This is a genomic window from Ruegeria sp. BC3 (assembly GCF_056539265.1).
Genome location: NZ_JBQFUP010000006.1, coordinates 15386 through 36486 on the forward strand (window position 1 = coordinate 15386; position 21101 = coordinate 36486).

General features: G+C 58.0%; 24 protein-coding genes, 1 tRNA gene and 1 riboswitch. Of the genes, 12 read left to right on the plus strand and 13 right to left on the minus strand.

Features of this window, described 5'->3' with window-relative positions; translation table 11 throughout:
• Positions 1–116 precede the first annotated feature (116 nt).
• The 3 genes from ACR0MV_RS15985 to ACR0MV_RS15995 all read right to left on the minus strand — a co-directional run bounded on the left by ACR0MV_RS15985 (position 117) and on the right by ACR0MV_RS15995 (position 2273).
• Positions 117–629: a hypothetical protein gene (locus ACR0MV_RS15985; protein WP_480702785.1), complete on the minus strand. Its 513-nt coding sequence runs from the start codon at positions 627–629 to the stop codon at positions 117–119.
• Positions 626–1984, minus strand: coding sequence for a tyrosine-type recombinase/integrase (locus ACR0MV_RS15990; RefSeq protein WP_480702786.1), 1359 nt, complete (start codon positions 1982–1984; stop codon positions 626–628). The genes ACR0MV_RS15985 and ACR0MV_RS15990 overlap by 4 nt, the downstream gene beginning before the upstream one ends.
• Before the next feature lie 213 nt (positions 1985–2197).
• A tRNA-Lys gene (locus ACR0MV_RS15995) sits at positions 2198–2273 on the minus strand.
• A gap of 211 nt (positions 2274–2484) precedes the next feature.
• Between ACR0MV_RS15995 and dapF the strand changes: the two genes are divergently transcribed.
• On the plus strand, positions 2485–3327 hold the full coding sequence (gene dapF / locus ACR0MV_RS16000; protein WP_480702788.1) for a diaminopimelate epimerase: 843 nt from the start codon (positions 2485–2487) through the stop codon (positions 3325–3327).
• Positions 3324–4580: a tRNA (N(6)-L-threonylcarbamoyladenosine(37)-C(2))-methylthiotransferase MtaB gene (gene mtaB / locus ACR0MV_RS16005; RefSeq protein WP_480702790.1), complete on the plus strand. Its 1257-nt coding sequence runs from the start codon at positions 3324–3326 to the stop codon at positions 4578–4580. The genes dapF and mtaB overlap by 4 nt, the downstream gene beginning before the upstream one ends.
• 141 nt (positions 4581–4721) lie before the next feature.
• Here the strand turns inward: mtaB and ACR0MV_RS16010 are convergent, their stop codons facing one another.
• The 3 genes from ACR0MV_RS16010 to petA are packed head-to-tail and all read right to left on the minus strand — an operon-like array spanning position 4722 to position 7456.
• Positions 4722–5507: a cytochrome c1 gene (locus tag ACR0MV_RS16010; RefSeq protein WP_170426044.1), complete on the minus strand. Its 786-nt coding sequence runs from the start codon at positions 5505–5507 to the stop codon at positions 4722–4724.
• A gap of 18 nt (positions 5508–5525) precedes the next feature.
• Positions 5526–6857, minus strand: coding sequence for a cytochrome b (petB, locus tag ACR0MV_RS16015; protein WP_170426046.1), 1332 nt, complete (start codon positions 6855–6857; stop codon positions 5526–5528).
• 14 nt (positions 6858–6871) lie between these two features.
• A complete protein-coding gene (petA, locus tag ACR0MV_RS16020; RefSeq protein ID WP_170426048.1) occupies positions 6872–7456 on the minus strand; it encodes a ubiquinol-cytochrome c reductase iron-sulfur subunit in 585 nt (194 codons plus the stop codon).
• A gap of 397 nt (positions 7457–7853) precedes the next feature.
• Between petA and ACR0MV_RS16025 the strand changes: the two genes are divergently transcribed.
• From ACR0MV_RS16025 to ACR0MV_RS16035, 3 genes are all read left to right on the plus strand, one after another.
• Complete coding sequence (locus ACR0MV_RS16025) at positions 7854–8414, plus strand: helix-turn-helix domain-containing protein (protein ID WP_480702791.1); 561 nt, start codon at positions 7854–7856, stop codon at positions 8412–8414.
• Complete coding sequence (locus ACR0MV_RS16030) at positions 8411–8944, plus strand: GNAT family N-acetyltransferase (RefSeq protein WP_480702792.1); 534 nt, start codon at positions 8411–8413, stop codon at positions 8942–8944. The genes ACR0MV_RS16025 and ACR0MV_RS16030 overlap by 4 nt, the downstream gene beginning before the upstream one ends.
• Positions 8945–9131: 187 nt before the next feature.
• Positions 9132–9575, plus strand: a complete 444-nt coding sequence (locus tag ACR0MV_RS16035; RefSeq protein WP_480702794.1) for a c-type cytochrome — start codon at positions 9132–9134, stop codon at positions 9573–9575.
• A gap of 52 nt (positions 9576–9627) precedes the next feature.
• Here the strand turns inward: ACR0MV_RS16035 and ACR0MV_RS16040 are convergent, their stop codons facing one another.
• The gene (locus tag ACR0MV_RS16040; RefSeq protein ID WP_480702796.1) at positions 9628–10236 is read right to left on the minus strand and encodes a glutathione S-transferase; all 609 of its coding nucleotides are present in this window, start codon (positions 10234–10236) and stop codon (positions 9628–9630) included.
• Positions 10237–10292: 56 nt separating this feature from the next.
• Positions 10293–10922 carry an FMN-binding negative transcriptional regulator gene (locus tag ACR0MV_RS16045; RefSeq protein WP_480702798.1) on the minus strand — a complete coding sequence of 210 codons (630 nt, stop codon included), beginning with the start codon at positions 10920–10922 and terminating at the stop codon, positions 10293–10295.
• 53 nt (positions 10923–10975) lie between these two features.
• Positions 10976–11123: riboswitch (FMN riboswitch) on the plus strand.
• Positions 11124–11251: 128 nt separating this feature from the next.
• Here ACR0MV_RS16045 and ACR0MV_RS16050 point away from each other — a divergent pair.
• From ACR0MV_RS16050 to cobO, 5 genes are all read left to right on the plus strand, one after another.
• Positions 11252–11692: a 6,7-dimethyl-8-ribityllumazine synthase gene (locus tag ACR0MV_RS16050; protein WP_170467488.1), complete on the plus strand. Its 441-nt coding sequence runs from the start codon at positions 11252–11254 to the stop codon at positions 11690–11692.
• A 94-nt stretch (positions 11693–11786) separates the two neighbouring features.
• The gene (gene aroC / locus ACR0MV_RS16055; protein WP_480702800.1) at positions 11787–12887 is read left to right on the plus strand and encodes a chorismate synthase; all 1101 of its coding nucleotides are present in this window, start codon (positions 11787–11789) and stop codon (positions 12885–12887) included.
• Positions 12871–13533: an HD domain-containing protein gene (locus ACR0MV_RS16060; RefSeq protein WP_480702802.1), complete on the plus strand. Its 663-nt coding sequence runs from the start codon at positions 12871–12873 to the stop codon at positions 13531–13533. Before aroC ends, ACR0MV_RS16060 begins: the two co-directional genes overlap by 17 nt.
• Positions 13534–13577: 44 nt before the next feature.
• Entirely contained in the window at positions 13578–14513 is a 936-nt protein-coding gene (locus ACR0MV_RS16065) for a DMT family transporter (RefSeq protein WP_170467494.1), read from the plus strand.
• A 57-nt stretch (positions 14514–14570) separates the two neighbouring features.
• Entirely contained in the window at positions 14571–15170 is a 600-nt protein-coding gene (cobO, locus tag ACR0MV_RS16070) for a cob(I)yrinic acid a,c-diamide adenosyltransferase (protein ID WP_480702803.1), read from the plus strand.
• A 33-nt stretch (positions 15171–15203) separates the two neighbouring features.
• Here cobO and ACR0MV_RS16075 read toward each other — a convergent pair whose 3' ends face one another.
• From ACR0MV_RS16075 to ACR0MV_RS16095, 5 genes are all read right to left on the minus strand, one after another.
• Positions 15204–15401 (minus strand): hypothetical protein, encoded by a 198-nt coding sequence (locus tag ACR0MV_RS16075; protein WP_170426067.1) that lies wholly within the window; start codon positions 15399–15401, stop codon positions 15204–15206.
• A gap of 208 nt (positions 15402–15609) precedes the next feature.
• A complete protein-coding gene (locus ACR0MV_RS16080; RefSeq protein WP_480702805.1) occupies positions 15610–17178 on the minus strand; it encodes an alkaline phosphatase D family protein in 1569 nt (522 codons plus the stop codon).
• Positions 17179–17313: 135 nt separating this feature from the next.
• Positions 17314–17679, minus strand: coding sequence for a hypothetical protein (locus tag ACR0MV_RS16085; protein WP_480702806.1), 366 nt, complete (start codon positions 17677–17679; stop codon positions 17314–17316).
• A 108-nt stretch (positions 17680–17787) separates the two neighbouring features.
• Positions 17788–18738, minus strand: a complete 951-nt coding sequence (locus ACR0MV_RS16090; RefSeq protein WP_480702998.1) for an AraC family transcriptional regulator — start codon at positions 18736–18738, stop codon at positions 17788–17790.
• Between the two features lie 127 nt (positions 18739–18865).
• A complete protein-coding gene (locus ACR0MV_RS16095; protein ID WP_170426075.1) occupies positions 18866–19732 on the minus strand; it encodes a branched-chain amino acid aminotransferase in 867 nt (288 codons plus the stop codon).
• Between the two features lie 158 nt (positions 19733–19890).
• On the opposite strand from ACR0MV_RS16095, the gene ACR0MV_RS16100 reads away from it, so the two are divergent.
• Positions 19891–20403, plus strand: a complete 513-nt coding sequence (locus ACR0MV_RS16100) for a MarR family winged helix-turn-helix transcriptional regulator (protein WP_170426077.1) — start codon at positions 19891–19893, stop codon at positions 20401–20403.
• Positions 20400–21101, plus strand: a complete 702-nt coding sequence (locus ACR0MV_RS16105; protein WP_170426079.1) for a response regulator — start codon at positions 20400–20402, stop codon at positions 21099–21101. The genes ACR0MV_RS16100 and ACR0MV_RS16105 overlap by 4 nt, the downstream gene beginning before the upstream one ends.

A 21101-nucleotide genomic window follows, 5' to 3' on the forward strand; every position in this document is an offset into this window, starting at 1 on the left:
CCCCAATGCGCACTTGCGCGTAGATGGGAGCGAAGATCACTGTACGTGCAGATACCTGCAATGTAGCGGTGCGTTCTGGTTACCACTTTCCCATTTGTGGCAACGGATGGTAACCGCTATCCGAAACGCTGGTCTCTTTCACGTGCCTTTCTAGCTATTGTATCCGCCTTCCAAGCATAGCGATTCGCGGGGTCTTTTTCGGCCCATTCCGCAAGCAGCTTCTCACTTCGCGCTAGTGCCCACCTTCGTCTGACACCAGGAACAGCCATTTGTTCGTCAAAAATCCCCAGCGCCACCTCTTCTGTTAATCTGGACTTTGACTTTCTGACTTTTTGGGACCCATCGAGACCTTTTCTGCGTCCCTTCACAAGCGTGGACTCTTTCTTCAGCGACTTGTGCAATTGGATACTTTGCTCATTGCGTATTGAGAATTCATGCGTCCATCGCCGATGATCATCTTCAAGCACAGTAGCTAGGCGGGGTGCCATTAACTGAACGATTTCCCTTAATGCATCGTGGTTATCGAGATCGAGCGGAACTGCCTGCGACCAGCCATCTTTTGCGAAGCGATACGAGCCATCCTCGTTGCGCCGGAGGTATATCCCACCGATCTCGAATACCTGGCTCATGCTCGCACCCCTACAAGCGACTTGACGTTGTCAGCCTCCAAACCCGTAAGATGGTCGACCCAAGCTTGGGTGAACCGTCGTGCGGCCTCGTTGTGCTCCGCGGAAACATATATGTGGTCTGATCCGTCTGCCGGCGGTGTATGGTTAGATAAGCGGTCGCGAATGTCGCGGCCTCCACCATTCTCAGCAACCCACGTCAGCGCCGCTCTCCGCGTCGCGTGAGATGTGAACTCTTCTGATATGCCGATCACTTGCCGCTTCCGAGCAAGGGTCCGGATCACCAGATGTTTGTCAGTCGGCCGATTGGCGTCTTGAACTGATGGGAAGACCAGGTGTGAGGCGGTCTCGCCCTCGCGATCCCGAAGTCGCTCCACGGTCTGGCGCGCAAGCATAACGACATGAGCCTTTCCGTTCTTCGAGCGGGCAGCGGGCAGCGTCCACGTGCCAGCATCCAAATCGATCTCATCCCACTCCATGGACGTAACCTCCCCAATGCGTGCAAATGTCTCTAACTGAATGCGGAGGATCTCACCATGTTGCCCCAATTGATCGAGGCCGCGTACGTAGTTGCGGATTTCACGCGACCCGGGAGTGTGTTGGCGCGGTTTCCGCTTCGGGAGCGTTACTGCCCCTACCGGATTGGGATGATCTGGCGGAAGCCACGTACCGTCCAATGTCGAGATTTTTCGCGTACGCCCACAGGCCACATTGAACATCGTCGAAAGCACCGAACGGACTTTCTCAGCTTCACGTAAAGCACCTGCATTCACGATGTTGGACAAGACCGCCTTGGCTACCTCGTGGTCAAATTCCATTGCGGGCAGTTCATCATAGTACGGCACAATGAATTTTCCCAGGAGGCGCTCGTCCTCCCTCGACGACGATTCGGCTTTAGTCACCCGCGCGTAGTCAGAGATGTATCGTTTAATCAAATTGCCCATGGTTAGGGCGCTGGGAGATGCAGATGTGGCTGGCATTGGCACATTGCCTTCGAGCCGTTGAGAGCGTAGTTCGCGCCATGTTTCACGAGCGTCCGCCGTCGACATCTTAGGGTAGCGCCCGAACTGGAGTTCCACTTGTTTCTTTGTGTCGGGGTGTTCGTATCGGTAGATCCAGACTTTACCCGTGCGTTTGCCGTGACGCATCACGAGGCCAGGTCGATCCTTATCTACCAACTTACCGCCGATGGCTAGTTGGCGGTACTCTAGATCAGAGACATCTGTCACGCGTTCACCTGCTGCCAATGCAGCCGCCTTCCTAAGTGCCTCGCGCAATTCGCCTCGGACGCCCGTGTCCAACGCCGCTTGGATGTGATTTGAAGCAAGCTCACGTGCTGATAGGCTCTTTTCAGGCATTGCCGGAGTTCCTTCATAGTTTGGCGATGTCGGGCTCAGTCGTTCCAGCGGCTGGCCGCACCACAAAACTAATGGTTCTTCCAGGTTTTTTCCAGATTTGCCTGCATTATTGCTCCGAAACCTGCACAAACTCGCACTCTGCATGCCATGAAAGAACGACCGTAGAGCCCCTAAATTTCAGGGGTTTAAGCCCTATTTTCTTGATGTTTAGAGTGGTGAGCCGTGCAGGATTCGAACCTGCGACCCACTGATTAAAAGTCAGTTGCTCTACCAACTGAGCTAACGGCCCACTCTTTTGTTGGATCTTTTCGATCCGTGGCGCTCTTTAAGGCATTTTCCCGATCGGGTTCAAGACCTTATTTTGCACCTCGTTTCGCCAGAATAATCAGTAGTTCTGGCGACCCGATAGGCGGCCTAATTAGGCAGGTGGCGCGGGGGGGTCAACCCCTTTTTTAAGGAATCTTCACCGCAGGGTGGATTCCTTTCCTGACCATCGTTATATGCCCGCCATGCAACAGACACACGACACCGGTTTGCCCTTCATGAAGATGCACGGGCTGGGCAATGACTTTGTCATTGTAGATGCGCGTGCACAGCCAATCGAGATCTCTCCGGGCTTGGCGCGGGGAATCGGTCATCGGCAATTTGGGGTCGGATTCGACCAATTGGCCGTGATCGAAAACGGCGAAGCGGACGCTCACCTGGTGTTCTACAACTCAGATGGCTCCACCTCTGCGGCTTGCGGAAATGCCACGCGATGTATTGCGCGGTTCCTGATGCAGGAAACAGGGAAATCCGAACTTACACTGACGACCGAGCGCGGCACACTGTACGCATCGGACGCCGGAGACGGCCTGACCTCGGTCAACATGGGACAGCCGCAGCTGATCTGGAACGAAGTTCCGCTGGCCGAAGAGGTCGACACGCTGGAATTGCCGATCGAAGGCGCACCGACTGCGACAGGAATGGGCAATCCGCACTGCACATTCTTTGTCGAAGACGCCGAAGCGATCCCGCTGACCGAATTCGGCTCACGTTACGAGCATCACCCGCTATATCCCGAACGCACCAATGTGCAGGTCGCGCAGATCATCGGCCCGGATCACATCCGCATGCGTGTGTGGGAACGGGGTGTTGGAATCACTCTGGCATCGGGTTCTTCTTCTTGCGCCACAGCCGTTGCGGCCGCGCGCCGTGGACTGACCGGGCGCAAAGTGCAGATTGAGTTGGACGGCGGTACGATCTGGATTGACTGGCGTGACGACGGTGTCTGGATGACCGGCCCCACCTGCCACGTCTTCAACGGTACCCTGACGCCAGAGTTCCTGGAGAGCCTGGGATGAGTGCCCCCAAGTTCACCACTTTGGGCTGCCGCCTGAACGCCTATGAGACCGAGGCTATGAAAGAGCTGTCTCAGCAGGCAGGCCTCAGCAACGCGGTTGTGATCAACACCTGCGCGGTAACAGCCGAGGCCGTGCGCAAGGCCCGGCAAGAGATACGCAAGCTGCGTCGCGAAAACCCCGATGCACGGCTGATCGTGACGGGTTGCGCCGCCCAGACCGAACCTGAGACCTTTAGCCAAATGGCAGAAGTCGACGCAGTCATCGGCAACACCGAGAAAATGCAGCCCGACACCTGGAAGGGAATGGCCGCAGATTTCATCGGACAAACCGAGGCGGTTCAGGTCGACGACATCATGTCCGTCACGGAAACCGCCGGACACCTGATCGACGGCTTTGGGACCCGTTCGCGGGCCTATGTGCAGGTCCAGAACGGCTGTGATCACCGCTGCACCTTCTGCATCATTCCCTACGGCCGCGGTAACTCACGCAGTGTGCCTGCCGGCGTCGTGGTGGATCAGATCAAACGCCTAGTGGGCCGCGGTTACAACGAAGTCGTTCTGACCGGTGTTGACTTGACCTCGTGGGGGGCCGACCTGCCCGCCCAACCCAAGCTTGGCGATCTGGTCATGCGAATTCTCAAGCTGGTGCCCGATCTACCGCGCCTGCGGATCAGCTCAATCGACTCGATCGAAGTGGATGAGAACCTGATGCAGGCGATCGCGACCGAGCCGCGCCTGATGCCCCATCTGCATCTGTCACTGCAGCATGGTGACGACCTGATCCTGAAACGGATGAAAAGACGCCACCTGCGGGACGACGCCATCCGCTTTACCGAAGAGGCCCGCAAGCTGCGCCCCGAGATGACCTTTGGCGCCGACATCATCGCGGGATTCCCGACCGAAACAGACGCGCATTTCGAGAACTCTCTGAAGCTGGTCACCGATTGCGACCTGACCTGGCTGCACGTCTTCCCCTATTCCAAGCGCGAAGGCACCCCTGCAGCCCGGATACCGCAGCAGATCAACGGCACCATCATCAAAGACCGCGCGGCCCGCCTGCGTGCAGCGGGTGAAGCACAGGTTGCAAAGCACCTGCAGGCTCAGAACGGCAAAATCCATCACATCCTGATGGAGAACCCACATATGGGCCGAACCGAGCAATTCACCGAGGTCGCGTTCAACACCCCCCAGCCCGAGGGTCAGATCGTGACAGCAACGATCACCGGACACTCCGCGACCCAACTGAAAGCCTGATCCGCTCTTCATCTGGCCAAAAATACCGCGGGGTTGAATTGGCCGCAGGCCAAGAAGAGGCTGGCCCCTTCACCCCGCTAACAAGAAAAAACCCCCGCAGCCGGAAAGCGCGGGGGTTTTCAATTCAGTCTGCAGGCGGACTTAGTGCTGGCGCTTACCTTTCACACCGGCCCACAGGCGCTTGTTGACTAGGTACAGCAGCACCGACAGGACCGACAGGAAGATCACACCGACGAAGCCCGAGTATTTGCGCTCCATCATCTTCGGTTCAGCGGTCCACATCAGGAAGGCCGCGATGTCCTCGGACATGGCTTCAACGGTGGCCGGATGACCATCGGTGAATTCAACCTGATCCTCGGCCAGAGGCGGCGCCATCGAAATCCAGCCTCCGGGGAAGGCTTTGTTTTCGTACAGGATGGTGCCTGCCTCTTCCTTCTCTTCACCGGTGTAGCCGTCCAGCAGCGAGGCGATGTATTCCGCACCGCCCATACCTTTGAACAGCTGGTTGATCCCCAGACCATACGGCCCGTGGAAGCCGGCGCGGGCCTTGGCCATCAGGCTCAGGTCCGGTGCGCCAACACCGGTGTTTGCCGGGAAGTGGTCGGTCGGGATCGCCGGGCGGAAATCGTCCAGCTCGGGATCGAACACCTCGAAGTTGCCCGCCGCGTAGGCGATAACTTCTTCTTCGGAATAGCCCAGCGCTTCGAGATCACGCAGAGGGACATATTGCAGGCCGTGGCAGGCTGCGCAGACCTCTGTATAGACCTGAAGACCGCGCTGCAGCTGGTTTTGATCCCAGGTGCCAAACGGACCTTCAAACGAAAAGTCGAAGTCTTCGATGTGCTGTTCGCCGCCACCTGCTGCGAAGGACGCAGCAGGGGTAAGGGCCAAAGCAAACGCGGCACCGATTGCAAGTTTCTTGAACATGGTTTCCGGTCCCTCTTCTTACTCGGCCGGCGTGGCTTCGGCGTCAGCCTTGCCATAATGCGCGTTGAAGTCTTCTTCGATGGTCTCGGGCTGCGGCAGCGGCTTCTCGATGACGCCGAGGATCGGCAGGATCACAAAGAAGTAAGCGAACCAGTAAGCCGACGCGATCAGCGAGAAGGTCGCATAGGGCTCTTCCGCGGGCATCGCACCCAGCCACATCAGGGCAAAGAAATCGATGATCAGCAGGTAGAACCACCACTTGAACATCGGGCGATACTTACCCGAACGCACGGTCGAGGTGTCCAGCCAAGGCGCCAGCGCCATCGCCAGGATCGCACCGAACATCGCAATCACACCAAAGAACTTGGCGTCGATGATGCCGCCGGTGATGAAGCTGGCGAACTGAACGACCCAGACCTCACCGGTAAAGGCACGCAGGATCGCGTAGAATGGCAAGAAGTACCATTCGGGCACGATGTGTGCAGGCGTTACCAGCGGGTTTGCTTCGATGTAGTTGTCCGGGTGACCCAGGTAGTTCGGCATAAAGCCGACAACGGCCCAGAACACGACCAGGATCACGGCCAGCGCGAACAGGTCCTTGATCACAAAGTACGGCCAGAACGGCAGAGTGTCTTTCTCGGCATCGGCTTTCGAGGTGCGGCGCACTTCAACACCTGTGGGGTTGTTGTTGCCGGTGGTGTGGAAAGCCCAGATATGCACGATGACCAGCGCCGCAATGACGAACGGCAGCAGATAGTGCAGCGAGAAGAAGCGGTTCAGTGTCGCGTTATCCACCGCGGGTCCGCCCAACAGCCAGGTCTGGATCGCATCACCCACGAACGGGATTGCACCAAACAGGCCGGTGATCACGGTTGCACCCCAGAAGGACATCTGACCCCAAGGCAGAACGTAGCCCATGAAGGCCGTGCCCATCATCATCAGATAGATCAGCATACCGATGATCCACGTGATCTCACGCGGGGCTTTGTACGAACCGTAGTACAGGCCACGGAACATGTGAATGTAGACCGCGACAAAGAACAGCGACGCGCCGTTCATGTGCAGGTAGCGGATGAAATAGCCGCCATTCACGTTGCGCATGATGTGTTCGACGCTGGCAAAGGCCAGGTCAACATGCGGGGTGTAGTGCATCACCAGAACGATACCGGTGATGATTTGCAGCGCCAGGCAGAACGCCAGGACGATGCCCCAGATCCACCACCAGTTCAGGTTCTTGGGGGTGGGGATCATGATGGTGTCGTAAATCAGGCCGACGATGGGCAGGCGGCTGTTCAGCCACTTCTCGCCGTTTGTCTTCGGCTCGTAATGATCGTGGGGAATTCCGGACATAAGTTAGGTCTCCCTTAGCCGAGCTTGATGGTGCTGTTATCCACCCATTCCGCAGGCGGAACAGGCAGGTTTTCAGGTGCGGGGCCTTTGCGGATACGTCCGGCCAAATCATAGTGCGATCCGTGGCAGGGGCAAAACCAGCCGCCAAAGTCGCCGGCATCGCCCAGAGGCACGCAGCCCAGGTGCGTACAGACGCCCATCTGGACCAGCCACGCGCCGGGTGCTTCGCCTTCGGGCGACGGCATCACGCGGTTGGCGTCCGTCGCAGGTGCATCTGCCGCCAGATTCAGGTTACGCGCCAGCGGATCCGGCAGAGCAGCAACGCCCTCGGCGTCCTGTTCCTGTGCTTCGCTAATCTCGGCACCGGTGCGGTGACGGATAAACACAGGTTTACCCAACCATTTCACGGTCAGCTGTGTACCGGGTTCAACGCCGCTCACATCCACGCGGATCGAGGACAGCGCCTGAACGTCTGCCGATGGGTTCATTTGGTTGATCAGGGGCCATACGGCTGCACCCGTCGCAACGACACCTGCGCCGCCTGCGACGTAGTAGAGGAAATCTCTGCGGGTGCCTTCGTGGTCTTCTGCGTGGGACACGAGGTTTTCTCCGATTCCGGCGCCCGGAGGATACCGGGCAAACATGCATCAGCACCGCATCAAAGCGGCGTCTCATCGCGGCTATCTAGCCGGGAGAAATCGGTTCGTCCAGCGGTCATAGGCGCGCAGTGCGCCACATCCGGGCATTCATGTCACAACGAGGGGCTAATTTTTCAAGATACCGGCCTGATTTTCGGAAAAAACACGCGTTCCATCATGCTCGTCAGCAATGTGATTCGATTCGCTTGGACGGGGACGGCAGACGCTAAGCGGATCGAGCATACCGAGGATTATTCATTATCGGGCTCTGTGACATTTGCGAAGACACAGAGCACGCGACAGTTCGTTTCGACTTAACCTCTTGACCAAAGCATCATATTTGGGAAAATTCCCACATATGAGCAAATCGATACATCCCTCTTCGGACAAACTGGCCGCGCATCTGCGAGGATTGCGAGAGCAACACTGCATGACGCTCGAAGGGTTAGCCGGCAAAACCGGATTAAGCCGCGCGACCCTGTCTCGTATTGAGAAAAACGAAGTCAGCCCAACCGCCGAGACGCTTGGACGCCTGGCCACAGTCTATGCGCTGCCGATCTCTCAGCTTCTTGCGCCATTAGAGCAGAGCTTCCAACCGATCGTCCGCCGCCAAGACCAGCCGGTTTGGTCAGATCCGACACAGGCGTTTGAACGTCGAAACGTTTCCCCCCCGAGCGGGCAGCTTTCGGTTGAGTTGATCGAAGGCACCCTGGGCGCGCAGCAACGCATTGCCTACGACGCTCCTGCAGTTCCGGGACAAGAACATCACTTGTATGTGCTGTCCGGGCAGATCGAAATCACCGTCGAGGGGAAAGCTCATGACCTGCGACAAGGGGATTGTATTCGTTACATCTTGTTCGGTGAGACAGTTTTTAAAACGACCCAAACGCCCTGCTCTTACCTGATCGCATTGTCATGACACATCAGCCCCCTTTCGTTTCACGCCTTACCCCGACGGACATCGACGACAATCTGACCGATCTTTGCCGCGTGCTAGTCGACAGTGTCGCCGACGGGGCCGCGATCAGCTTCATGATGCCCCTGAAGCAAGACACCGCCGCACGATTCTGGGTGGACGACGTCAAATCTGCAGTGGACAACGGAGAGCGGCACCTGTTCGGTGCGTTTGCCGAGGGTCGCCTGATCGGCACAGTCCAGCTTTTGCTCAGCATGCCCCCCAATCAGCCCCACCGTGCGGAAATCTCGAAGATGATCGTTCATCCATCGGCCAGGCGCCAAGGGTTGGGTAAGGCCCTGATGGGTGAAGCCCTGTCTTCTGCCCGGGAAGAGGGCAAAACGCTCGTAACCTTGGACACGCGCACGGGCGACGTCTCGGAAGCTCTTTATAAGTCGGTCGGATTCGAACCGGCGGGCGTCATCCCAGATTTCGCATTCGACCCGGATGGCCAATCCCGTCACGCGACAACGTATATGTACCGATATCTTTGATTTTAAACCTAATTTTACAACGCCCTCGGCTGCTTGCTATTGGCAGCTCGCCCAGGCCGTGAGGATATGAGAAACTTGAGTTAAAAATAGATATTTTACAAAGGCTTAGATAGGATTGTTTTCGATTGCACTTCGCTCTGGAATGGTTGAAAGGCCGGGACAATACAACCTTAGCAGGATGTCCCCTATGTCTAAATTCATTGCACCCATTCTGACCATCGCCCTTGTCGTCTCGTCTCAGGCCCTGGCGGCCGGCGATCCCGCGAAAGGCGAAAAGCTCTACAATCGTTGTTCTTCCTGCCACGCGATCATCAATGACGGCGAGGTATTGGTCAAAGGCGGTATCACCGGTCCAAATCTTTATGGTGTCGTGGGTCGCCTGGCCGGGACCGAGAACGATTATCTGAACGGCAGCGAACGCCTGCCCGTAGGCATGTTTACCGACGACATGATCCGCGCAGGTCAGGAAGGTCTGATCTGGACCGAGGAAAACATCGCCGCATACTCGAAAAATCCGATCGTTTTTATTCAGGAGTATCTGGGCGACAAAACCGCGCGCCCGAACATGAGCGTGAAGCTGAAAAAGGGGGCCGACGACATCGCGGCCTATCTTGCAACATTCAGCGAGTGAACGCTGCCGCTGGTCGTTCTGATGGCAGAGCGACCAGCACGCCTACTCTCAATCAGGCCGGTGGCTGCGTCGCAACCATGCTGGGACGCGCGGCGAAAGTCTCGAACCAGGCGGCCAGTGCATCATTGCCTTTGCGCCACCCGCGTGCGTCATGGCGGAAATCAAGGTAGCCAAGCGCACAGGCCACCGCGATCTGCCCCATATCGAGCTGCCCGGACAGATGCGCCATCCAGCGTTGGTTCAATGCAGCGCAGGCGCGTGCGATCTTGGTCCATTGTGCATCGGACCAATCGTCCCACTGCTTGTCTTCGGGGCGCATCCGGCCCTCATACGTAATCAGCAAAGCGGCATCCAGAATCCCATCGGCCAACGCCTCAAGCGTCAGCACATCCCAATGCCGAGCCCCGTCCCGATACAGCCCGGCCTGCGCGCGATCGTTCAGAAACGCGCAGATAACACGGCTGTCAAACAGCGTCGGTCCATCCGGGCGTTCTAGCGCAGGTACTTTGGTCAAAGGTGCTTTGGCCAGCAGCGGCTCGGCCGGTGACATCGGCGTAGTCGCGGTTTCAAGCAGCTCTACATCCTGCAGCTGATCGGCTTCGTGCAGCAAAACCATAACTTTGCGCACATAGGGCGAGGTTGGGCTGAAATATAGTTTCATGAGCAATCTCCCTGACTCGGCGGAACCTTACAGGACAGGATGCAAAACTAAACCCGTCAGTTGCAGCCCCGATCGACTTGCGCCATCAACTTTTGCAGAGCCTCCAGTTCGGACCCTATGCCGTTATGCGCAATTTGCTCGGCTGCGCTTTCACGGGCAGCGTCGGGTTTGTTCTGGTTCAACTTCCAGGTGCCCTGAATGTCATCGATGCGCAGACTGAACGGCACGATCATACGCATCATGCGCTCCAGTGCATCCGCACTCATCTTTTGTGTGGTCCAAGGTGGCTTGGGCAGGAGACGTGCCTCGTAAAATGCGGATTGCCGATCCAGAAGGTCCAGCAATTCCTCCTGGGGACGTTGCTCTAGCTGGCCGGTCAGGTGGACGGCCACGTAGTTCCAGGTCGGAACCTGATCCTCGGCCCCGTACCAGTCTGGCGAGACATACCCGTCCGGTCCGCTCACCGCGATCCGGGCGGGTCCGGGCAAGCGCAGCGCACGCACGATCGGGTTCGACCGGACCAAATGCAGCTCGGCGTGGGTGCCATCGTCGGACAGCAGAAATGGGACGTGACTGATCAACGGCGCGGTGTCGGTCGACAGCGCCAAAACGCCAAACGCCCGCTCGCGCGCAAAGGCAATGTGGCGTGTTTTATCTTCGGCGCGGAAGGCTGGGTTGGGGTGCATTGGCGTTCTCCTGCAAAATCTCTTGCAGAACCTTGCGCACATTGGCAAGGTCCGGCTGTTCTCAGGGCGGGGCGAAATTCCCCACCGGCGGTATGCGGGCTGTGACCCGTAAGCCCGCGAGCGGCCCCGGTTTACGGGGTGTCAGCAGATCTGGTGAGACGCCAGAGCCGACGGTTACAGTCCGGATGAAAGAGAACGTGCAGCGTGCCGCCCAGCGGCATGTTTGCTCGTGATCGCCTTGGGTGACGTGTCATGCCGGGCTGGCAGCGAAAAGTGGGAACCGGTTTTTCGCGATCGCCAGCAGGCCACCAAACTGAAAGGAGATCACGATGACACACACCCGCTATGCCTTTATCAAAGCCAACTGGCACTCCGATATCGTTGACCGTGCGCTTGAGGGGTTTCTTGAGCTGATCCCAGCTGATCAGGTTGATGTCTTTGACGTCCCTGGCGCGTTCGAGATGCCGTTGCTGGCCCGCGACCTGGCAAAAACCGGCCAATACGCCGCCGTTGCGTGCGCTGCATTTGTCGTAGATGGCGGCATCTATCGGCATGACTTTGTCGCGCAAGCGGTGGTCGATGGTCTGATGCGCGCTGGATTGGATACTGGCGTGCCTGTGCTGTCCGTTTCCCTGACGCCGCATCAATACCAAGAGACCGATCACCACAACGCCATTTACCGCGCGCATTTCGTCGAGAAAGGGCGCGAAGCCGCGCAGGCCGCGCTTAAGATCACGGAAACCCGCGCCTCAGTGACCCGTGCCGCATAAGCACAACTGGTTGGGGCGCTCCTGCCCCAACCGCAAATCCGCTTGAGGCCAAGCCCCGCGCCCGCTAATCACGACGCGCAAAGGAGCATGCCCCATGTCGATGAACAGTTTTGGTCACCTCTTCCGCGTCACCACTTGGGGTGAAAGCCACGGACCCGCCTTGGGCGCAACCGTCGACGGCTGCCCTCCGGGTGTTGCGATTGACGAGGCCATGATTCAGCATTGGCTGGACAAGCGGAAACCTGGGCAGAACAAGTTCACCACACAACGGCGCGAACCCGATCAGGTGAAAATCCTGTCCGGCGTGTTCGAGGGTCAGACCACCGGCACGCCTGTGCAACTGATGATCGAGAACACCGATCAGCGCTCAAAAGACTACGGCGATATCATGGACAAGTTTCGCCCAGGTCACGCCGACATCACCTATTGGCAGAAATACGGCATTCGCGACTATCGCGGCGGCGGGCGCAGCTCGGCTCGTGAAACCGCCTCGCGTGTTGCGGCTGGCGGGCTGGCGCGTGAAGCGATCAAGCAGATCGCACCGAACGTGCAGATCACCGGCTACATGACCCAAATCGGGCCGCATAAGATCAACCGTGACAACTTCGACTGGTCCCAGATCGAACAGAACCCATTCTGGACCCCGGATGCGCAAGCGGCCGAGGATTGGGCTGCGTATCTGGACGACCTGCGCAAGTCTGGCAACTCGGTTGGAGCGGTTGTTGAGGTTGTGGCGCGCGGCGTCCCAGCCGGGCTGGGTGCGCCTATTTACGCCAAGTTAGACACGGATCTGGCCTCTGCGATGATGTCGATCAACGCGGTCAAAGGCGTTGAGATCGGTGAAGGTATGGCGGCCGCCGAGCTGACAGGTGAAGCCAATGCGGACGAAATTTTTATGGGCCAGAACGGCCCCCAATACAGCTCGAACCATGCGGGCGGTATTCTTGGCGGCATCTCCACCGGTCAGGACATTGTTGTGCGCTTTGCAGTCAAGCCGACTTCGTCGATCCTGACGACACGCAAGACAATCACCAAATCCGGCGAAGAGACCGAGATCATCACCAAAGGCCGCCACGACCCTTGCGTCGGAATCCGCGCCGTACCTGTCGGAGAGGCTATGATGGCCTGCGTGATCCTTGACCACCTGCTGCTGCATCGCGGCCAGATCGGAGAGAACCGTGGACGGATCGGCTGACCTGCGCACGCGCCTGCGTGCGGTCGTTGCGCAGCGTATGGAAACCGATCCAGCCCATGATCTGGCGCACCTGGATCGGGTTTGGGTAAACGCTCAGGCGGTTGCAGACGACCAGACCGACATGCTTGTTTTGTTGGCCGCTGCCTATCTGCATGATCTGGTGAACCTGTCCAAAGATGACCCCGAAAGGCACCTCGCCTCGCGCAGATCGGCGGAAGAATCAGAGTCTATTTTAGCCAAACTGGGCTATTCTTCAGAACAGATTGCTGCGATCAAACACGCGATTGAGGCCCACAGCTTTTCAGCCAATATCACGCCAGAAACACCCGAAGCCTGCATCCTGCGCGATGCTGACAGGCTGGATGCGCTGGGGGCAATTGGGATAGCGCGGAATTTCTCAGTCTCTGGTGCTCTGGGCAGGTCGCTTTACGACCCAGCGGACCCGTTTGCCGCAGCGCGCCCGTTGGACGACCTGCATTTCTCGATTGACCATTGGAAGGTCAAGCTGCTGCGTCTGCCAAGTGATATGCTGACGGAAGCCGGTAAAGAGATCGCACAGCGCAGAATCACCCGTATGATCCGCTTTCTGGAAGAGTTCGCGCACGAGATCGGCACCCCGCTGCCGTCTGACTGGACAAATCTCTAAACGACACGTTGATCTTTCCCGGCCAAAAGCGCAGGTTCGCGCCGATGGCAAAGCCCTTAACATCGCATCGACCCGTATTGGCCGTCGCTCTGAAAACGAGCGCGGTGTTTCTGTTCACCGTCATGGCGTCGATCATCAAAGCGCAGTCTGACCACTTCCCTCCGGGCGAAATGGTGTTCTTCCGGTCACTTTTTGCCATTCCGGTCATCATGATCTGGTTGATCGCGCGCGGAGAATTGGCGCAGGGATTCACAGTGCGCAAACCCATGGGCCATTTCTGGCGCGGCGTGCTGGGGACCACCGCAATGGGGCTGACTTTCACTGGCCTCGGCTTGATCCCCCTGCCCGAAGCCACCGCGATTGGCTACGCCACGCCGATTTTCACCCTGATTCTGGCTGCCATTATGCTGGGTGAGCGCATCCGAGCCATCCGGATCGCGGCCGTGGCCATCGGCCTTCTGGGCGTTCTTATCATGATCTGGCCACGACTGGGCGGCAACAACATGGAGGCAGCCGCCACCATCGGCGCGCTGTGTATTCTGGGCGCGACCCTCGCCCGCGCTTTTGTGCAGATTCACATTCGGCAACTGGTCCAAGTCGATCACCCTGCCGCCATCGTGTTTTATTTCTCGATGACCGCGACCATCCTGTCCGGGCTGACCATCTTTTGGGGTTGGGTGGTGCCTACTTGGGAACAGGCGGCCTATCTGATCCTGGCTGGTCTGATCGGGGGCGTGGCCCAAATTCTGGTGACCTCGTCCTATCGGTTTGGTCAGGCTTCGATGCTGGCACCTTATGACTACACTTCGATGCTGTTTGCCATTGTGATTGGCTACATCTGGTTCAGCGAGCTGCCGACGCTGGTGATGCTGGCAGGCGCGGCTTTGGTGATTGCGGGCAACATTGTGGTGATCTGGCGCGAACACCAATTGGGGTTGGAGCGCGGCAAGGCCCGCTCGGTCACAGATCCCAAAGGGTGACTTTACCTTTCGCGAACTTCGCTTAGGTTGACCGCAACATCAGGAAAGGTTCCATAGATGAGCGACGCACAAGATCACAAGGAAAAGATGCAGAAGGTGCAGGCCAAGCACCGCAAGAAAGTGTCCGAGGCGGTCGACCCGGATCGCGGCCTGGTTCTGATCAATACCGGCAAGGGCAAGGGTAAATCCTCGGCCGCGTTTGGGGTTGTGATCCGCGCGCTGGGTTGGGGCCAGAAGGTCGCCGTGGTGCAATTCATCAAGGGCAAGTGGAAAACCGGTGAGCGCCGGTTCTTTGAAGAGCGTGATCTGGTGACCTGGCACACCATGGGCGAAGGGTTCACATGGGATACGCAGGACCGCGAGCGGGACATCGCCGCCGCGAATGCCGCCTTCGACAAGGCCCGCGCCCTGATGTCCAGCGGCGAATACGATTTGGTCGTTCTGGACGAAATCAACATCGCCCTGCGCTATGAATACCTGTCGGTCGAGCAGGTGATTGACGGGCTGAACGAACGATCCGACAAGACCAGCGTGTTTCTGACCGGGCGCGACGCTCCGCAGGCCCTGCGCGATTACGCCGATCTGGTCACCGAAATGACCGAAGAGAAACACCCGTTTCAGGCTGGAATCAAAGCCCAGCGTGGTGTGGATTTCTAAACATTAGAGCCTGAAAAGCCTCTTTTGGGGCTGCTAAGCCTGCGGGTGTTCGTTCAGATACCTGACGGACCCGCGTCGGCTTGCCGCGCTGTCTGGCAGTTTTTGCACGTCTTTGTCGACACTTTTGGCTTTAGGCGTGTCGACATAGGCGCAATAGTCGCCATTGCAGTTACAGCCGCAAGCCGTTGCCGCCTCGTGTCGAGCCATGATTTCGTCAATCGGATCGCCCATCATCAAATCCTGCTCATGCGTCGTTTCCGAGGCGGCGGCGTGCCCTCACTATGCGCTGCGCTATGCACGCAGACCGCCTCGAAATCCTGTGCTGGATGTTAGCACATCTGGCCTTGGGCTTTATCTGATTGTTTTTGTCGGAAATTTCAAGGGGAAATGAGCGCGCCCCGATCTGATAATCAGGGCGCGCGGGTATCTGCCCAAGCGATCAGATCGCTTTCGTCTGCGGGTCCAGCGTGATCGACCAAAGTTCGGTATCGGCGCGGTCCATCAGGCGCACGGTCATCTGCTGGGTGTTTCCATCAATGTCGACCAGACCAAAGAACTGCAGGCCGGCGCTGGGCGGCAGGTTTGCGCCTTGTTCTTCGGTCGGTGCTTTGACGAATTTCACCTCAGGGCCGAATGTTCCGTCCAGGCCATTCGGACCGAAAGTTCCGGCATGAAGCGGACCAGACACAAACTCCCAAAATGGCTCAAAATCCTGGAATTGTGCTTTGTTAGGGTCATAGTAGTGCGCCGCCGTATAGTGCACATCCGCCGTGAACCAGACCGTGTTGGTGATGCCTGCGGTTTTGATGAACCGAAGCAGATCAGCAATCTCCAGCTCGCGCCCCTTGGCTGGGCCGCTGTCACCATTCGAGATCGCCTCGGCCCCGGCTTGTTCCTTCCAGTTGTCCCAGACGATCAACCCGATGGGCATGTCAGACGCGATCACCTTCCATGTGGCCTGCGACGACGCCAGTTCTCGCTTGAGCCAGGCCAGTTGTTCGGCCCCCAAAATGCGCGACTGATCGGTGATCTCATCCTCCATCGACGGACCGTTGGGACCGCGGTAGCTGCGCAGGTCCAGGAAGAACACATCCAGCATCGGACCGTAAGAGATCTTGCGATATACCCGCCCCGGCTCGGCCGGAGTGAACCGCAGCGGCGTCATCTCGTGGAAAGCACGACCGGCGCGCGATTGCAGCACGTGCACGGATTTCTCGGTATAACGATCATCCGAGATCAGGTCCTTGGCATCCGACCAGTTGTTTACGACTTCATGGTCGTCCCACTGGAAAAACGTCGGGCAGACGGCGTTCATTGCGCGCACATGATCGTCCATCAGATTGTATTTCCACTGTGCGCGGAATTCGTCCAGCGTTTCAGCCACTTTGCGTTTTTCGTCGATCAGGGTGGTGTTCTTCCAGATCACCTGCCCGTCTTTTTCAACCTCATCCTTCATCGGACCATCGGCATAAACCGTGTCACCCGAATGAATGAAAAAATCGGGCCGATGCTGCGCCATGGTGGCGTAGGTGCGCATGCCGTCGTCGTCGATGCCCCAACCCTGACCGGCTGTATCGCCAGACCAGGCAAACCGGATATCGCGGCGCGAGGTTGGCGCGGTGCGGAATTGGCCAACAATAGGCTCTGATGTGATGTTGATGTCGTTCAGATCGGCTGCGACGAACCGGTAGAAGATATCCTGATTCGAAGGCAGCCCATCGACCAGGCGTTTGACCGCAAAGTCGTTGTTCGGGATGGCGTCCATCGGCGCCAGCTGTCGGGCGTCAGTAAAGCTCTCGGTCGTCGAAACTTCCATCATCACGCGGGACGGTCGGTCGGTGCGCGTCCAAATCATACCCGAGGCGGTGTCGACGTCGCCAGATTGCACGCCGTGGGTGAAGACCGGGCGCGACGATGCGCGGCTGATGGCAGGCATGGACAATGATGCGGCAAAGGCTGTGCTGCCGGCCAGAAAGGCGCGGCGGTTGGGGCGAAGGATTCGTGTCATGGGGGCTCTCCTGTCTGGTGGCGCAGTGGTTGGCCACGCGATTGGTGAGCGGCAGTGAGCCGTCTGTTTGTAAAACAAACGGCTCAGTTTCTTGAAACTATCACGATGATATCGTGATACCTGTGGATAAAACGCTCAGGCTATAACACCTTCTTCAGGTGCGCTGAGCGAGATGACGGCGACCACCGCCGCGCCGTTCAGCCAATAGTATATCGCATCTAGCCCCCAGAACCCGAACAGGCTGGGCGCGGCCAGGAACACAACGCCGACCAGCAGATCAACGGCAAGATGCACCTTATAGGGCAACACCCGCCAGATACCCAGATGATGGTCGGTCAGCACAGTCAGCACAAAAGCAGCCAAACCCGTCACAACAGACAGCCACAGGGCCATCGGGTTGGACTGGCCCAGGCCCAGCACAAAGGGCAACCCCATCAGGGCCAAAGCAACGGGGTAGTCCAGATAGGCATGAACAGAGCGGGTTACAAAACGAAGAGACATGGGATTTCCTTTCCTTACTTGGCGTGGCCTCAAGTTAGGTCAGGTGTTTCGAACGCTTAATTCTTAACCGTTCGCAAAATCATGCAGATCGTTCAGACTTCGGTCGTATTAGTGTAGCGATCTGTAGGCCGCCGGGGACAGGCCGATCTGCTTTTTGAATGCCCGAGAGAACGCAGCCTCGGAGGCATAGCCGACCTCTGCCGCCGCATCAGCCACATTCCAGCGGCTTTCCGTCAGACCGTGACAGGCGATCTGCATCCTCCAGTCGGTCAGATAGTGCATGGGCGTGGTGCCCATCTTCTCGGCAAAGAGCTGGGCGAATGCGGTGCGCGACATCCCTGCCTCACGCGCCAGCGTTTCAACGCTCCAGTCTTGCGCCGGAGATTTGTGAAACGCGGTCAGCGCGCGCGAGATCCGGGGATCGGCAAAGCCTGCAAGGGCAGTGTCGCTTGGGCTTTGATGTTCAAGATGGGCGCGTATAGCCTGAGCAAACAGCACCTCGGACAGTTTCAGCGCGATCAGGTCACCGCCGATCCGAGCGCTGCTGATCTCGGACCCGATCATGCGCAAGGTGGCTTCGATCCAGGCGCCGGCGTCCTCACCATAGTTCTCGATCAGGATGTAGGGCGGCAATCGGTCAATCAGCATATACCCGGTTCCCTGCCGCCCCGGCGGGCCCGTGAACGAGAAATGGCCACAAATCAATTGCGTATCGCGGCTTTTGTCCTCGCCGCCATAGACCAGAACGCCGTCACCTTGATATCCAGAGTCCTTCAGAACCTGTTCCAGCGGCAGTGCATCCAACGGTTTGACCTCGTTGCACAACAGCGCGTGGGCCGATCCGTGCGGAATCAGGATCAGATCACCCTGCTTAAGACGCAGTGTTTCGCCAGTATTAGAGACAAAAACGTTCAGCTCTCCACGTTGCACAAAGTGAAACCGCGCGACGTTCTGAAAGGCTGGAACCTGTACACCGAATGGTGGTGAAAATGAGGTTCGGAAATAGAACGTCCCACGCAGAGACAGACGGGTGAGGATATCGCTGAGCAGGTCCAACATGAGTTCAACGTACACTCAACCGCGTATTCGTCCAGCCAGGTGAACGATCTGCAAAATGTCCTGAACGAATGGCAAAGAAAAACCCCCGCGAATACGCGAGGGTCTGCAAGATCTTGGATTCGTGGCTTCAGGCGCGGACCAGCGCCTCATAATCTGCGGCGATCTCACGGGTCAGGTCTCCGACCTCAAAGGTGTAGTCGCCGATCTGCCCAACCGGAGTAACCTCGGCTGCCGTACCGGTCAGCCAGCATTGTTCGAAATCGGCCATCTCTTCCGGTTTGATGCGGCGTTCGTGGACGGTGATGCCCTTGTCTTTCAGCATCTGGATAACGGTCTGGCGGGTGATACCGTTCAGGAAGCAATCGGCCAGCGGGGTGTGCACCTCGCCATCCTTCACAAAGAACACGTTGGCCCCGGTCGCCTCGGCCACATAGCCGCGCCAATCCATGAACAGCGCGTCCGAGCAGCCTTTGGCCTCGGCCTTGTGCTTCGAGATCGTGCAGATCATGTAAAGACCGGCAGCTTTGGCGTGCACCGGAATGGTTTCTGGGCTCGGCCGTTTCCATTCTGCGATGTCCAGCTTGGCGCCCTGCATTTTGGCATCGCCGTAATAGGCACCCCAAGGCCAGACCGCGACAGCCATCCGCACCGGGTTTTTGGCCGAAGCCACGCCCATATCCTCACCCGAACCACGCCAGACCAGCGCGCGAACATAGGCGTCCTGAAGACCGCTGGCTTTCAGCGCTTCTTCCTTGGCCGCCTCGATTTCGTCCACCGAATAGGGCATCGGCATGTCCAGCGCCTCGGCCGAGGCGATCAGACGCTCGGAATGTTCCCGGCTTTTGAAGATCTTGCCGTTATAGGCGCGCTCACCTTCGAACACCGAGGACGCATAGTGCATAGCGTGGGTCAGAATGTGCACATTGGCTTCGCGCCAGGGCACCAGTTTGCCATCCAACCAGATGACGCCATCACGATCATCATACCCAGCCATGCGAAACCTCCTGATCCGGGATCAATTTTCGATTGTTGCGTAAATTAAGTCCGCTTCGGACATAAAGTTGCGCAAAAACTGCGATTCGATAACTGTCCACTCTTGGAATGTCAATAAGGCTGACATAAACTCGACCCGAGTAGCGAATGAGGCATACGATGTCGGATACCCGCCCCGCCCCGTCCTTTGGTGGCGAGAGCCTTTTGTTCTTGACCGACGAACAGTTGCGGCAGGGGATTGAGGCCATGTTCTTCGCCTATCGCGGCTTTACTGCCGATCCCGATCGCATCCTGACCGAAATGGCCTATGGGCGGGCGCACCATCGTGCAATTCACTTTATTAACCGCGCACCGGGGACCACGGTCAACAACCTTCTGGCCATTTTGGGCGTAACAAAACAGTCTCTGAACCGGGTTTTGCGCACGCTGATCGAGGATGGCCTTGTCGAAAGCCGGGTCGGGTCTGTGGACAAACGCGAAAGACACCTATTTCTGACAGAACAGGGCAAGGCGTTAGAAGCCAAGCTGTCCGAGGCCCAGCGCGTTCGAATGCGAGCCGCCTATAAAGAAGCGGGGCCCGAGGCCGTGTCAGGGTTTCGTAAAGTGCTTGAAGCAATGATGGATGCTGATATGCGTCATGCCTATACGAAACTGCGGGATACCACCTCATGAGCGATATGGACGCCCATCTGCTGATCGTCGACGATGACGAGCGTATTCGTGATCTGTTGAAGAAGTTTCTGATGCGGAATGGATTCCTGGTGACGGCCGCGCGGGATGCGGCCCATGCGCGACGGGTGTTGTCCGGGCTGGATTTCGACATGATCGTTCTGGACGTGATGATGCCGGGCGAAGACGGCGTCAGTCTGACCAAGGCCCTGCGCGAGACCCATGCGACGCCGATCCTGCTATTGACCGCACGCGGCGAGACCGAGCATCGAATTGCGGGGCTTGAGGCAGGCGCGGATGACTATCTTGCCAAGCCGTTCGAGCCGAAAGAGTTGTTGCTACGGATCAACGCGATCCTGCGACGGATGCCGGAAACGCCAGCGCAGGATGCTGCGGCCAAAATTCTGCACCTTGGTCCGATCCGCTATGACATTGAGCGGGGCGAGATGTGGCAGGGTGAAGACCCTGTGCGATTGACCGCTACGGAAAGCCAGTTGATGAAGATCTTCTCGGCCCAGCCCGGAGAGCCGATCAGCCGTGCCAAATTGGTCGAAGATTTGGGCCGCGACAAAGGTCAGGCGCAGGAACGCGCCGTGGATGTTCAGATCACGCGCCTGCGCCGCAAGATTGAACAGGACCCAAAGCAGCCCAGGTACCTGCAAACAGTGCGCGGCGCCGGGTATATGCTGGCACCCGATTGA

What these genes read in the sequence shown, in the direction of transcription:
- ACR0MV_RS15985 (WP_480702785.1), bottom strand. Translation starts at nt 629, where the DNA reads ATGAGCCAGGTATTCGAGATCGGTGGGATATACCTCCGGCGCAACGAG.
- ACR0MV_RS15990 (WP_480702786.1), bottom strand. Translation starts at nt 1,984, where the DNA reads ATGCCTGAAAAGAGCCTATCAGCACGTGAGCTTGCTTCAAATCACATC.
- dapF (WP_480702788.1), top strand. Translation starts at nt 2,485, where the DNA reads ATGCCCGCCATGCAACAGACACACGACACCGGTTTGCCCTTCATGAAG.
- mtaB (WP_480702790.1), top strand. Translation starts at nt 3,324, where the DNA reads ATGAGTGCCCCCAAGTTCACCACTTTGGGCTGCCGCCTGAACGCCTAT.
- ACR0MV_RS16010 (WP_170426044.1), bottom strand. Translation starts at nt 5,507, where the DNA reads ATGTTCAAGAAACTTGCAATCGGTGCCGCGTTTGCTTTGGCCCTTACC.
- petB (WP_170426046.1), bottom strand. Translation starts at nt 6,857, where the DNA reads ATGTCCGGAATTCCCCACGATCATTACGAGCCGAAGACAAACGGCGAG.
- ACR0MV_RS16025 (WP_480702791.1), top strand. Translation starts at nt 7,854, where the DNA reads ATGAGCAAATCGATACATCCCTCTTCGGACAAACTGGCCGCGCATCTG.
- ACR0MV_RS16030 (WP_480702792.1), top strand. Translation starts at nt 8,411, where the DNA reads ATGACACATCAGCCCCCTTTCGTTTCACGCCTTACCCCGACGGACATC.
- ACR0MV_RS16035 (WP_480702794.1), top strand. Translation starts at nt 9,132, where the DNA reads ATGTCTAAATTCATTGCACCCATTCTGACCATCGCCCTTGTCGTCTCG.
- ACR0MV_RS16040 (WP_480702796.1), bottom strand. Translation starts at nt 10,236, where the DNA reads ATGAAACTATATTTCAGCCCAACCTCGCCCTATGTGCGCAAAGTTATG.
- ACR0MV_RS16045 (WP_480702798.1), bottom strand. Translation starts at nt 10,922, where the DNA reads ATGCACCCCAACCCAGCCTTCCGCGCCGAAGATAAAACACGCCACATT.
- ACR0MV_RS16050 (WP_170467488.1), top strand. Translation starts at nt 11,252, where the DNA reads ATGACACACACCCGCTATGCCTTTATCAAAGCCAACTGGCACTCCGAT.
- aroC (WP_480702800.1), top strand. Translation starts at nt 11,787, where the DNA reads ATGTCGATGAACAGTTTTGGTCACCTCTTCCGCGTCACCACTTGGGGT.
- ACR0MV_RS16065 (WP_170467494.1), top strand. Translation starts at nt 13,578, where the DNA reads ATGGCAAAGCCCTTAACATCGCATCGACCCGTATTGGCCGTCGCTCTG.
- cobO (WP_480702803.1), top strand. Translation starts at nt 14,571, where the DNA reads ATGAGCGACGCACAAGATCACAAGGAAAAGATGCAGAAGGTGCAGGCC.
- ACR0MV_RS16075 (WP_170426067.1), bottom strand. Translation starts at nt 15,401, where the DNA reads ATGGGCGATCCGATTGACGAAATCATGGCTCGACACGAGGCGGCAACG.
- ACR0MV_RS16080 (WP_480702805.1), bottom strand. Translation starts at nt 17,178, where the DNA reads ATGACACGAATCCTTCGCCCCAACCGCCGCGCCTTTCTGGCCGGCAGC.
- ACR0MV_RS16085 (WP_480702806.1), bottom strand. Translation starts at nt 17,679, where the DNA reads ATGTCTCTTCGTTTTGTAACCCGCTCTGTTCATGCCTATCTGGACTAC.
- ACR0MV_RS16090 (WP_480702998.1), bottom strand. Translation starts at nt 18,738, where the DNA reads ATGTTGGACCTGCTCAGCGATATCCTCACCCGTCTGTCTCTGCGTGGG.
- ACR0MV_RS16095 (WP_170426075.1), bottom strand. Translation starts at nt 19,732, where the DNA reads ATGGCTGGGTATGATGATCGTGATGGCGTCATCTGGTTGGATGGCAAA.
- ACR0MV_RS16100 (WP_170426077.1), top strand. Translation starts at nt 19,891, where the DNA reads ATGTCGGATACCCGCCCCGCCCCGTCCTTTGGTGGCGAGAGCCTTTTG.
- ACR0MV_RS16105 (WP_170426079.1), top strand. Translation starts at nt 20,400, where the DNA reads ATGAGCGATATGGACGCCCATCTGCTGATCGTCGACGATGACGAGCGT.